This window comes from Mesorhizobium sp. M0292 (genome assembly GCF_040321695.1).
In the GTDB taxonomy this organism is placed as follows: Bacteria; Pseudomonadota; Alphaproteobacteria; order Rhizobiales; family Rhizobiaceae; genus Mesorhizobium.
Genome location: NZ_JAMYSB010000035.1, coordinates 17,134 through 29,133, shown reverse-complemented (window position 1 = coordinate 29,133; position 12,000 = coordinate 17,134). Strand labels below are relative to the sequence as shown.

Sequence of the window (12,000 nt, the reverse complement as noted above, 5' to 3'; positions counted from 1 at the left end):
CTCGACCCTCCCCACAAGGGGGGAGGGTTAAGGGAGCTCACCGCCCGCCGATGACGCCGATATAGTCGGACACCCAGCGGTAGTAAGGCACGCACTGGTCGTTCTGGGTGGCGCACTTCGAGACCGGCGTCTTCCAGAACTTGATCTTGCCGAAGTTCTCGTAGCCGTTGGTCTTGCAGCCTTCCTCGCCGAGCAGCTCGTTGCCCTTGCAGGCAGCGGGCACCACGGGGAGCGAGCCGAACCAGGCCGAGACATCGCCTTGCACCTTGGGCGACAGCGAATGCTCAAGCCACATATAGGCGCAGTTGGGATGCGCGGCGTCGGCCTCCATCATGGTGGTGTCGGCCCAGCCGGTGACGCCTTCTTCCGGCACGGTCGAGGCGACCGGCTTCTTGGCGGCAACCAGCGTGTTGACCTGGTAAGGCCACGAACCGGAAGCGACGACGCCTTCGTTCTGGAAGTCGTCGACCTGGATGGCGGCGTCATGCCAGTAGCGGCCGACCAGCGTCCGCTGAACACGCAGCAGCTCGAGCGCTGCCTTGTACTGGTCTTCGTTCAGTTCGTACGGGTCCTTGATGCCGAGTTCCGGCTTGTGGAACATCAAATAGTTGGCGGCGTCGGCGATGTGGATCGGGCCGTCATAGGCCTGGACGCGGCCCTTGTTGGACTTGCCGTCCGGCAGGTTCATTTCCTCGAAGACGACGTTCCAGCTCTTGGGCGCTTCCTTGAAGACATCGGTGTTGTACATCAGGATGTTCGGGCCCCACTGATAGGGAACGCCGTAATGCACCTTGTCGACGGTGAACCAGGGCGCATCCTTCAGACGGTCGTCTACCGCCTTCCAGCTCGGGATGAGATCGGTGTTGATCGGCTGCACGCGCTTGCCGGCAACGAGGCGCAGCGATGCGTCACCCGAAGCGGTGACTAGATCGAACCCACCCTCATTCATCAGCGAGACCATCTCGTCGGAGGTGTTCGCGGTCTTGACGTTGACCTTGCAGCCGCTCTCCTTCTCGAAGGAGGTCACCCAGTCATAGCCCTTGTCGGTTTCGCCGCGCTCGATGTACCCCGGCCAGGCAACGATGCTGACCTCCCCTTCGCCCTTGCCAAGTTCCTTGACCTGGGCGACGGCCTGACCGGAAAAGGTCAGCGCGACCGTCAAGGCGGTGCACGTCTTCAGGAATGAATTCATCGTCAATCTCCCATTTTGGCGCCTGACTGCGAAGCGAGTCGCCGCCGCGGTCAGCCGCAGGCTGAAAAGCGTCAGTTCATCCGATGGCACGTTGCCGCTCTGATGGCGGCTTTCTCCCTGACATGAAAAGTGCTCGGAAAATTCCGGTTTCGCAAATTCATTTATCAGAAACGCGATATCGGTTTTTCCGATAGATAACCACGCACCCTATCAACGCTGCTGGCGTACCATACGCTGCGACTGGGCGAGGCCGATGAAGTCGCGCGACGCCTGCGGCAGACCGGAGCCTCGGCGCCAGACCATGCCGACCTGGACGACCGGCAGGGAACCCGAAATGTCGCGCGATTCGATGCGGTCGCCTTCCAGCGACCACGGCCGGTAGACTAGGTCGGGCAGCAACGCCACGCCCGCACCTGTGGCGACGAGGCTGCGAACGGCTTCGACCGAGCGGGTGCGAAAGGCGACATGCGGCCTGGCGCCGATCGCCGCCAGAAGCTTGCCGGTGTTCTCCTCGATCTCGTCGACGGTCAGCATGATCAGCGGCTCGCCGGCAATGTCGCCTATGCCGATAATGTCGGCGCTGGCCAGCTTGTGGCCGAGCGGGACCCACAGCCGGTAGGCCGAGACCTCGAGGATTTCCGACTGCAGCGCGGTGCGGTCGCGCAAATTGGAGGTGACCATGACGGCAATGTCGAGCTTGCCGCCGATCAGCAGATGTTCCAGATAGTCGCCATTGTCCTCGATGGCCGAGACATCGACGCCGGGATAGGCGCGGCGGTAGCGCGCCAGCAGATCGGACAGCACATAGCCGGCGACCAGCGAGGTGACGCCGAGCTGCAGGCGCCCGTCGGCCACCACCTGGTCGTCGGAGAAAGCGCGGCGCGCATCGGAGACGTCGGCCAGGATCTTGGTCGCATGGCGCAGGAACTGGTGGCCTTTGTGGGTAATGTTGAGGCCACGTGGATGGCGCTCGAACAATTCGACGCCGAGATCGCTCTCCAGCTCCTTGATCGCCTCGGTGACCGAGGATTGCGAGATGGAGAGGTTTTGTGCGGCGCCCGACACCGTGCCTTGCTCGGCGACGGCAATGAAGAACTGCAGCTGGCGGATGGTGAAAGCCATGGCCGGACTAAACACCGGCGCGACGGGGAAGGAAAGCCGAAGGCGGGCCTTATACCCATACGGCTTGAGGCGCCTCCTGGTCAGCGGAATCCGAGGCGCCGCCGGCAGGCTGAAGCGTAGCGCAGCGCGAGCATGAACGCCGTCTCCAGCGCCAGGACGATGACGATGATGCGAAAGCCGATGGCATAGGAATCCCGGCCGCTGCCGCGCATAAGGTAGCCGGTGACGAGGAAGCCGGTGTTCCACAAAGTGGCGCCGAGCAGCGTCGCCGCCGCGAAGGGCAAGAGTGGAAGACGGAGCGCGCCGGCCGCGATCGGCAGATAGTTGCGAACCGTCGGGATGAACTGCGCCAGCAAGGAGACCCGGACATGATGGCGGCGATAGGCCTGACCAAGCTTGCTGTAGGTCGCATAGCGCAGGCAGACATATTTGCCGAAACGCTGGACCAGCCTGTCGGCGCGATCCAATCCGATCCGACGGCCCACACTATACCAGACAAGGCAGCCTGTGATGGCGGACAGCGTCGTCACCAGGAGCAGGATCGCCAGCGCCGGGAGATCGGGGGCTGCCGTCATGCCGAGGAACAGCAGCAGCACATGCGAGGGCGGCAGCGGCAGGATCTTTTCTGTGAAGGCGAGGCAGGCGACGCCGAGCAGGCCGAAGCCCAGGATCGCCGACAGTGGATCAGTCATGCGAAGCGCCAGTCATAGGTTTTGAGGTTCTTGATCCTGGACACCTTATACACCGTCATACACCGTCGCCGGCGGAAAGTTGCGGAATGTCCGGCCAAGCCGGGTCCGCTTCCAGGTCGGAGCGCGCAAGCGTCCAGGAAAGACAAGGCATCGTTTGCAGCATGGTGGCCTCATTGCTGATGCGGGCGATTCGCCCGGCCCGCATTTCGACGAGGCGCTGTTTGCGGCTGCCAAGTTGCATGGACATTGCGAAGAGCGGGATGATTGAAAAAGAAATTCTTCCCCCACAATGACATCTTCTGCGGCCGGGCGACGCGGCGCGCCTGATGCACAACATCGCCTTCGTGGTATCGGGTGGCGGCATGGCCGGGATCGCGGCGCGCCAGTCGCTGGTGTTTGGCTAGGCCGCAGCGATGCTGAGGCGCGCTCCAGCCTCGGCAAGTGCCGAGGCAATGTCGCGCGGCGGCGGCTGGTCGGTGGCGAGTTCGGAAAAACCGTCGAAGCCGCAGACCTGGACCAGACCCTGGCGACCGAACTTGGTGTGGTCGGTGATGACCAGCGAGCGCTGGCCGCGCGACAGCACCATGCGGGCGAACTCCGCCTCTTCCAGATCGTAGTCGGCAAGGCCTGCGGCGGCATCGACGGCGCCGATCGAAATCACCGCATGGCTGACCGAGAAGCGGCTGACGAAATCGATCGCCGAGGCGCCGAAGGCGGCTCCGGAATCGCTGCGCAATTCGCCGCCGGCCATATAGACCTTGTTGCCGTTGACGGTGGCCAGCGTGCGGGCGATGTCGGATGAATTGGTGACCACGGTCAGCCGTCGGTGGCCGAGCAGTTCGCGGGCCAGGAACGAGGTCGTGGTGCCGGTGTCCAGCATGACCGATTCACCGTCGCGAATGGTGGCAGCGACCATGCGGGCGATCAGCCGCTTGGCCTCCGCATTGTCGCGCATGCGCCGCTCGAACGGCGCTTCGCCGGCCATCGACGGCAGGCCGATGGCGCCATGCATCTTGAGCACCGAGCCATTGCCGGTCAGTGGCTTGACATCCCGGCGCACCGTTTCAAGCGAAACCCCCAGCCGGTCGGCGAGGCTGGCAATGGTGACGGTGCCCTCTTCCTTGAGGAGGCGGAGGATTTCGCCATGCCGTTTCGAATGGATCATCTGGCTTCCTCAATTTGCGGCCTGCCCGGTTTTAGGGCAATGCCGCCGTTTTTAAAGGAATTGCTCGTGGTTTCGGGCAAAACACCCAAAAAAAGTCACAACATTTCATTGACAGGTAGGCAGCACTGGCGTGACATTGACGGCGTGACAGCTTCGGAACTGCCACGGGAGGGTGATGGCAGAGCCGCAATTCACGGACCGGACCGTCTGGCCAGACCGTATGGGTTTGAACTGGCACAAAAGTTTCTCTGATCCGCGGGGGCGGAGACCGGGTATTAAAACCTGGCCAGAGGGGCTCGTCGGTGCGGCGCGGGATAGGAGTTCCTGCGTCCCGCACCGACGAGATTTTTTGCGTTTCCCAACGCTCGTTGCGCGGCGCTTGGCGCCTATCGAAGCTCCGCAAAAGTCAGGGATGGCCCCGTGACTGCTGAAGACCGCATCCGGGCCTTGCCTTGCTGGAATGGCAGCATCGACATTGCGCCGCTGCCGGGCGGCCTCAGCAACGCCAACTATCTGGTCAAGGACGCGGCCGGGCGGCATGTCGTGCGCTTCGGCCAGGACTATCCATTTCACCACGTCTTTCGCGACCGCGAGGTGATGACGGCCCGCGCGGCGCACGCCGCAGGCTTCGCGCCGGCGGTCCACCATTCCGAACCCGGCATCATGGTCACGGAATTCCTCGGCGCGAAGACCTATGTCGCCGAGGACGTGCGCGCCAATATCGGCCGCGTCGCAGCGCTTATGCGCGGGTTCCATCGCGAGATGCCCAATCACATCTCCGGCGCCGGCTTCATGTTCTGGGTCTTCCATGTCATCCGCGACTATGCGCGAACGCTGAGCGAAGGCGGCAGCCGCAAGCGCGACGAGCTGCCCAGGCTGCTGGCTCTGGCCGACGAGTTGGAGCGGGCGCAGAAGCTGCTGCCGATCGTATTTGGCCACAACGATCTTCTGCCGGCAAATATCCTCGACGATGGCGACAGGTTGTGGCTCATCGATTTCGAATATGCCGGTTTCAACACGGCGATGTTCGATCTTGCCGGCGTTGCCTCCAACGCCGAGATGAGCGACGCGGAGTCCTTCACTTTCCTCACGGCGTATTTCATGCGCGAGCCGGATGAGGCGATCCGCCGCTCGCACGCCGCCATGCAATGCGCCTCGCTGCTGCGCGAGGCGATGTGGAGCATGGTTTCCGAACTTTACCTCGACGCGCCCGGCATCGACTACGTCGCCTACACCGCAGAGAACCTGACGCGGCTTGACGCGGCGCTGGACAATTACCGCACGAAGTACGGGACCCAGTCATGACATTGCCCACACATGCCGGCATCGTCGTCATCGGCGGCGGCATTATCGGCTGTTCGACGGCCTATCACCTGGCGCGCGACCACAAGGCCGATGTCGTGCTGCTGGAACAGGGCAAGCTGACCTCGGGCTCGACCTGGCATGCGGCCGGGCTGGTCGGCCAGTTGCGCTCGTCGGCCTCGATCACCCGCGTGCTCAAATATTCGGTCGAGCTCTACAAGGGACTGGAGACTGAGACCGGGCTCGCTACCGGCTGGAAGATGACCGGGTGCCTCAGGCTTGCGACCAATGCCGACCGCTGGACCGAATATAAACGGCTGGCGACGACGGCCAGGAGCTTCGGCATGGACATGCAGTTGCTGTCGCCGGGGGAGGTCAAAAAGATGTGGCCGCTGCTGGAGACCAGCGACCTGGTCGGCGCCTCCTGGCTGCCGACCGATGGGCAGGCCAGCCCCTCCGACATCACGCAGTCGCTGGCCAAGGGCGCGCGCATGCATGGCGCGAAGCTGTTCGAGGATGTCCGCGTCACCGGATTTGACATGATGGACGGGCACATCACCGCGGTGAAGACCAACAAGGGCGACATTGCTTGCGACAAGGTGGTGAACTGTGCCGGGCAATGGGCGCGCCAGGTCGGCGCGATGGCCGGCATTTCCGTACCGCTGCAACCCGTCAAGCACCAGTACATCATCACCGAGAAGGTCGACGGGCTGGCGACCGACGCGCCGACAATCCGCGATCCCGACCGCCGTACCTATTTCAAGGAAGAGGTCGGCGGGCTGGTGATGGGCGGCTATGAGCCGAACCCGCAGGCCTGGGCGACCGGCCTGCCCGGCGGCGATGTCCCCGATGACTGGGAGTTCCGCCTGTTCGACGACGACTACGATCATTTCGAACAGCATATGAGCCAGGCGATCGCGCGCGTGCCGGCGCTGGAGACGGTCGGCGTCAAGCAGATGATCAACGGGCCGGAGAGTTTTACGCCGGACGGCAATTTCATCCTCGGTGTCGCGCCCGAATGCGCCAACATGTTCGTCGGCGCCGGCTTCAACGCCTTCGGCATCGCTTCCGGCGGCGGCGCCGGCTGGGTACTGGCGCAATGGGTTGTCGATGGTGAAGCGCCGCTCGACCTTTGGGTGGTCGACATCAGGCGCTTTTCCAATTTGCACCGCGACCGGCAATGGGTCAGCGATCGCACGCTGGAAGCCTATGGCAAGCATTACACGATCGGCTTTCCGCATGAGGAGTACGTCTCGGGCCGGCCGCGCATCGTCTCGCCGCTCTACGAGCGGCTGAAAGCGCACCGCGCGGTGTTCGGCTCCAAGCTCGGCTGGGAACGGCCGAACTGGTTCGCGCCGCAGGGCGCCACATCCGAAGACATTTATTCCATGGGCCGGCAGAACTGGTTTGGCCCGGTCGGCGAGGAGCACCGGCATGTGCGCGAGAAAGTCGGCATCTTCGACCAGTCCTCCTTCGCCAAATACGAAATGACGGGTTCGGATGCGGCTAAGGCGCTGGACTGGATCTGCGCCAACGATGTCGCCAAGCCGGTGGGACGGCTGACCTACACGCAGCTTCTCAACACGCGCGGCGGCATCGAGGCCGATTTGACGGTGGCCAGGCTCGCCGAAGACAAATTCTACATCGTGACCGGCACCGGCTTCCGCACGCATGATCTCTCCTGGATCGGCGACCATGTCGGCAAGGGCCTCGACGTGACGTTGAAAGATGTCACCGAGGATTTCGGCACGCTGTCGCTGATGGGGCCGCGCGCCCGCGATGTGCTTTCGGCCGTCACCGACGCGGATGTCTCGAATGTCGCCTTCCCGTTCGGCCATGTCAGCGAGATCGCCATTGCCGGTCATACGGTTCGGGCGCTGCGCGTCACCTATGTCGGCGAGCTCGGCTGGGAATTGCATGTGCCAATCGCCGCCACCGGCGAAATCTTCGACGCATTGATGGCCGCCGGCAAGCCGCTCGGCATCCGGCCGATCGGCTACCGAGCGCTGGAATCACTTCGGCTGGAGAAGGGCTATCGCGCCTGGGGCTCCGACATCACACCCAACGACACGCCGCTGGAGGCCGGCCTCGGCTGGGCGGTGAAGCTGAGAAAGAACACGGATTTCGTCGGCCGGCGGGCGCTCGAAAAGATCAGCGGCGCCGACCTGAAGAAACGCTTTGCCGGCTTCACGGTCGACGATCCCGATATCGTGCTGGTCGGGCGCGAGACGATTTTGCGCAATGGCGAACCGGTCGGCTATCTCACCAGCGGCGGTTATGGCTACACGCTGGCTAAGAACATCGGCTATGGCTATGTCCGCAACGCCGATGGCGTCAGCGACGATTTTCTCAGCTCAGGGGACTATGAGCTGGTGGTCGCGATGGAACGGACGCCGGCCAACATTCATCTCGAACCGATGTACGATTCTTCGATGAGCAGGATCAAGGCGTAGACGAAACCTGGATTAGCTCACACGGAGTACAAGGCCGCGGCTGGGCACGGTGTCAGCCTCGCCCGGCATCGAAACATAAGGCGCAGTCTCCTCGGCACGAACGACCCTGACCTCAGCCTCGAGCGCAGCGATGCGATCGGCAAAGCCGGCGTTCCACAGCGTGTTCTTGATGGTCAGCACGATGACGCCACCGGGACGGCAGACGCGGATCAGTTCGTCCAGCCCCTCGGCGCCGACATGGCCGGAGGTGAAAACGCCGGCCGAGACGATGCCGGCATAGGCATTGTCGGCAAAGGGCAGTGGCCCGCCGAGCGCCAGGCAATGCAGCGCCGAATAGACGCCCTTTGCCGCCGCTTTAGACAGCATGCCTTGCGAAATATCGAGCGCTTCGACCTGGGGATAGCCGGTGATGGCCAGCCACTCGCCGATCAGCCCGGTGCCGGCGCCGGCGTCGAGAAGCGGTGCGGCGCCGCGCGGCAGATGCCGTGCGAGCAGGGCCAGGCAGATCGTCGGATGGCGGTAGCCGGCGGCCGACATGTCGGCATCGTAGGTTTCCGACCAACTGTCATAGATCGCGGCGACGTCCTCGGGCCGTTGCGCCGCATAGGCGGCGCCAAGCCCGCCATGATCCTTGTTGCCCGCCATGGCTGTTTCTCCGCCAGCTCGCTGCTCACCCTCGATCGGATGATAGCCAAACGGCGAAAACTGTGGAACCGTTGTCGCAAGAAATAACACGCCAGGGGCAACAGCCATGGGGACCGACGAGGCACGCGCAACACTTGCGGCAATTCCGGCATTAGCGGGCTACGACGGACCGCTGGAGCGGCTGGGCGGGATGACCAATCTCGTCTTTCGGGCCGGCGATATCTGCCTGCGTATCCCCGGCAAAGGCACCGAGGAGTATATCAACCGCGCTAATGAGGCGGTGGCGGCGCGTGAGGCGGCCAAAGCGGGCGTCAGTCCCGAGGTGCTGCATGTCGACCCCGCGACAGGCGTGCTGGCGAGCCGCTTCGTTGCCGGCGCCGTGACGATGTCGCCGGAAAAGTTCAAGCTGCGCGCCGGCAGCCCGGCCCGCGCCGGCGAAGCCTTCCGCAGGCTGCACGCGTCCGGTGCGGTGTTTCCGTTCCGCTTCGAGCTGTTTGCGATGATCGACGACTATCTCAAGGTCTTATCGACCAAGGACGTCGCCTTGCCGCCGGGCTACCACGACGTGGTGCGCGAATCCGACACCGTGCGTGCCGCCCTTGCCGCGCATAGACTGCCGCTTGCGGCCTGCCATTGCGATCCGCTGTGCGAGAATTTTCTCGATACGGGCGAGCGGATGTGGATCGTCGACTGGGAATATTCGGGGATGAACGATCCGCTCTGGGACCTCGGCGACCTCTCGGTCGAAGGCCGGTTCCACACCGCGCAAGAGGAAGAGATGATGCGCGCCTATTTCGGCGGCGAGGCGAAACCGGCCGAGCGCGGCCGCGTCGTTATCTACAAGGCGATGTGCGACCTGTTGTGGACGCTGTGGGGGCTGATCCAGCTTGCCAACAACAACCCGGTCGAGGACTTCCGCGCCTATGCCGACGGCCGCTTCGCCCGTTGCAAGGCGCTGATGGAAACGCCTGAGTTTTTACGGCATCTGGCGGCGGTGCGCCAAGGTTAGGTCAATTCACGCCTTTCGGCACGTTCTCCGGCGGCACGACTGTTTCGACCACCTTCTGGCGGTGGAAGATGAACAGGCCGGCGAGCACGACGATGGCCGAGCCGATCAGGATGCGCGGTCCCGGCAGGTCGCCGAAGAAGGCCAGGCCGAAGATCACCGCCCATAGAAGCAGGCTGTAGTGCAGCGGCGCCAGCGTCGAGGCAGGGGCCAGTTTCAGCGCCCTGGTAATCATCAGATGCGCGCTGCAGGAGACGATGCCGAGCAGGAGCATGGCGCCGAAATCGAGTGCCGAGGGCGTCTGCCAGGCGCCTATGGTCATCACGCCGCCGACGAGCAGCGTGCCGATAGTCTGCCAGGTGACCAGCGTTGTGTCGCTGGTGCCGCGCAGGCGGCGGCTGAGGATGATGGCGAAGGCGAAGGCAATGCTGCCGACCAGTGCGAACAGCGAGGACTGCGAGAACGCCGCCGAAGACGGCTTCAAGATGATCAGCACGCCGCAGAAGCCGACCATGATGGCGGCCCAGCGGCGCCAGCCGACCTTTTCGCCGAGCAGGAAATGCGACAGCGCCGCTACATAGATCGGCCCGGCCATGTAGAAGCTCATCACGTCGGCAAGCGGAAGATAGACGACGGCGGCATAGAACAGCGCCGTGTCCGCCGTGGTCGCCAGCACGCGCAGAATCTGGAGGACCGGCCGCTCCATCCGGAACAGTCTGCGGGCGCCCTGGTTGGCGATCATCGGGCCGAGCACGATGAAGGCGCCGATGGATCGGATCAGCACCACCTGGCCGACAGAGAAGCTGGCGACCAGCCATTTGCCCATCGCGTCGTTCAGCGCGAACATGAAGTCGCCGGCCAGCATCAAGAGGATGCCGGCCAGAAGCGCGTTCCTGATAGTGAAGGTGCGGACGAGCGACTGGGCCATGCGGCTCCCTAGCTGCAAGCGGTCGCTTTGACGAGGCAAATCGGTAAGACCAGCGGCGGAAATCGGCTGTTTCTACGCAGTTTTGTGCCGCCGGTTCACCTGTCCGGGACGGCCGGCGATCGACAGCCGTGTCTCCTGTTTCGTGCGCTCGGCCACCACCTTGCCCCTGGCGACGACGCACAGCCGTTCGGCACGCAGCCTCAAGGCCTCGATCGGGTTGCCTGCATCGAGGATGACGAAGCTGGCGCGCTTGCCCACGGCAAGGCCGAGATGATCGAGGCCCATGATGGCGGCGTTGACATTGGTGACCATGTCGAAGCAGCGTGCCATGTCGGCAGGGCTCGACATCTGAGCGACGTGAAGCCCCATGAAGGCGACGTCGAGCATGTCGGCGGTGCCCAGCGAATACCAGGGGTCGAGAACGCAATCCTGGCCCCAACCGACGCGGATGCCGAGCGCCAGCATCTCCTTCACCCGGGTCATTCCGCGGCGTTTGGGAAACGTGTCGTGGCGGCCCTGCAGCATGATGTTGATCAGCGGATTGGGGATCGCCGACACACCGGCCTCGGCAATCAGCGGCAGCAGCTTGGAGACGTAGTAATTGTCCATCGAGTGCATTGAAGTCAGATGCGAGCCGGCTACCTTGCCCTGCAGGCCAAGGCGCTGCGTCTCATAGGCAAGCTGCTCGATGTGGCGCGACAGCGGATCGTCGGTCTCGTCGCAATGCAGGTCGACCATCAGCCCGCGCTTCGCCGCGATTTCGCACAATTCGGTCACCGAGCGCGTGCCGTCGGCCATGGTGCGTTCGAAATGCGGGATGCCGCCGACGATGTCGACGCCCATGTCGAGCGCGCGCAGCGTGTTCTGGCGCGCCGTCGGCGAACGGTAGAAGCCATCCTGCGGGAAAGCGACCAGTTGCAGATCGATATAGGGCGCGACAATCTTCTTGACGTCGAGCAGCGCCTCGACCGCCAGCAGCCGGTCGTCGCAGACATCGAGATGGGTACGGATGGCGAGCAGGCCCATCGAGACCGCCCAGTCGCAATAGGCGAGCGCCCGCTCGCGCACCGCGTCATGGGTCAAGAGCGGCTTCAGTTCGCCCCACAGCGAAATGCCTTCCAGCAGCGTGCCCGAAGCGTTGATGCGTGGAATGCCGTAGGACAGCGTGGCGTCCATATGGAAATGCGGATCGACGAAGGGCGGCGAGATCAGATTGCCACGGGCGTCGATCGCCGTGCCGGCGCTGACATGCAGTTCGGACTCGATGGCGACGATCGTCTCGCCGATGATGCCTAGGTCGGCGACGGTGCCGTCGGGCAGCGTTCCGCCGCGCACAACAAGATCGAAATCCATCTGTCGTCATCTCCCTGCAGATCAGTCGCCGCAATCGTGGCGCAAAAGACACCGTGCCGCAGCCGATTGTCTCCGCGACAGCGAAAGGTTCCATCCGGTCACAACTCGCTCTATAAGCCGCCTTTCGCCCCGGTGGCGAATC

At 63.7% G+C, this 12,000-nt stretch carries 12 protein-coding genes; 4 read left to right on the top strand and 8 right to left on the bottom strand.

The genetic code is table 11. From position 1 onward, the window contains the following. Positions 1-37 precede the first annotated feature (37 nt). The 5 genes from NKI96_RS30595 to NKI96_RS30575 all read right to left on the bottom strand — a co-directional run bounded on the left by NKI96_RS30595 (position 38) and on the right by NKI96_RS30575 (position 4,171). A complete protein-coding gene (locus tag NKI96_RS30595) occupies positions 38-1,192 on the bottom strand; it encodes an ABC transporter substrate-binding protein (protein ID WP_352807593.1) in 1,155 nt (384 codons plus the stop codon). A 210-nt stretch (positions 1,193-1,402) separates the two neighbouring features. Further along, on the bottom strand, positions 1,403-2,314 hold the full coding sequence (locus NKI96_RS30590; protein ID WP_352807591.1) for a LysR family transcriptional regulator: 912 nt from the start codon (positions 2,312-2,314) through the stop codon (positions 1,403-1,405). A gap of 80 nt (positions 2,315-2,394) precedes the next feature. After that, a complete protein-coding gene (locus NKI96_RS30585; RefSeq protein ID WP_352673650.1) occupies positions 2,395-3,006 on the bottom strand; it encodes a DedA family protein in 612 nt (203 codons plus the stop codon). 55 nt (positions 3,007-3,061) lie between these two features. Further along, positions 3,062-3,247 carry a hypothetical protein gene (locus tag NKI96_RS30580; RefSeq protein ID WP_156933986.1) on the bottom strand — a complete coding sequence of 62 codons (186 nt, stop codon included), beginning with the start codon at positions 3,245-3,247 and terminating at the stop codon, positions 3,062-3,064. 159 nt (positions 3,248-3,406) lie between these two features. Then, entirely contained in the window at positions 3,407-4,171 is a 765-nt protein-coding gene (locus tag NKI96_RS30575) for a DeoR/GlpR family DNA-binding transcription regulator (protein ID WP_023685103.1), read from the bottom strand. Between NKI96_RS30575 and NKI96_RS30570 the strand changes: the two genes are divergently transcribed. From NKI96_RS30570 to NKI96_RS30560, 3 genes are all read left to right on the top strand, one after another. Beyond that, a complete protein-coding gene (locus NKI96_RS30570; RefSeq protein ID WP_352807590.1) occupies positions 4,151-4,423 on the top strand; it encodes a hypothetical protein in 273 nt (90 codons plus the stop codon). The genes NKI96_RS30575 and NKI96_RS30570 overlap by 21 nt on opposite strands. A gap of 168 nt (positions 4,424-4,591) precedes the next feature. Next, a complete protein-coding gene (locus NKI96_RS30565) occupies positions 4,592-5,476 on the top strand; it encodes a phosphotransferase family protein (RefSeq protein ID WP_023692637.1) in 885 nt (294 codons plus the stop codon). Beyond that, positions 5,473-7,926 carry a GcvT family protein gene (locus NKI96_RS30560; protein WP_023692638.1) on the top strand — a complete coding sequence of 818 codons (2,454 nt, stop codon included), beginning with the start codon at positions 5,473-5,475 and terminating at the stop codon, positions 7,924-7,926. The genes NKI96_RS30565 and NKI96_RS30560 overlap by 4 nt, the downstream gene beginning before the upstream one ends. A 12-nt stretch (positions 7,927-7,938) precedes the next feature. Here NKI96_RS30560 and NKI96_RS30555 read toward each other — a convergent pair whose 3' ends face one another. Then, a complete protein-coding gene (locus NKI96_RS30555) occupies positions 7,939-8,571 on the bottom strand; it encodes a class I SAM-dependent DNA methyltransferase (protein ID WP_023692639.1) in 633 nt (210 codons plus the stop codon). Between the two features lie 106 nt (positions 8,572-8,677). Here NKI96_RS30555 and NKI96_RS30550 point away from each other — a divergent pair, with 106 nt between their 5' ends. Next, complete coding sequence (locus NKI96_RS30550) at positions 8,678-9,580, top strand: phosphotransferase family protein (RefSeq protein WP_023692640.1); 903 nt, start codon at positions 8,678-8,680, stop codon at positions 9,578-9,580. A 1-nt stretch (position 9,581) separates the two neighbouring features. Here the strand turns inward: NKI96_RS30550 and NKI96_RS30545 are convergent, their stop codons facing one another. Both NKI96_RS30545 and NKI96_RS30540 read right to left on the bottom strand, forming a co-directional pair. Continuing rightward, on the bottom strand, positions 9,582-10,505 hold the full coding sequence (locus NKI96_RS30545; RefSeq protein ID WP_023692641.1) for a DMT family transporter: 924 nt from the start codon (positions 10,503-10,505) through the stop codon (positions 9,582-9,584). 72 nt (positions 10,506-10,577) lie between these two features. Continuing rightward, the gene (locus NKI96_RS30540; protein ID WP_352807588.1) at positions 10,578-11,858 is read right to left on the bottom strand and encodes an amidohydrolase family protein; all 1,281 of its coding nucleotides are present in this window, start codon (positions 11,856-11,858) and stop codon (positions 10,578-10,580) included. Positions 11,859-12,000: the final 142 nt, after the last annotated feature.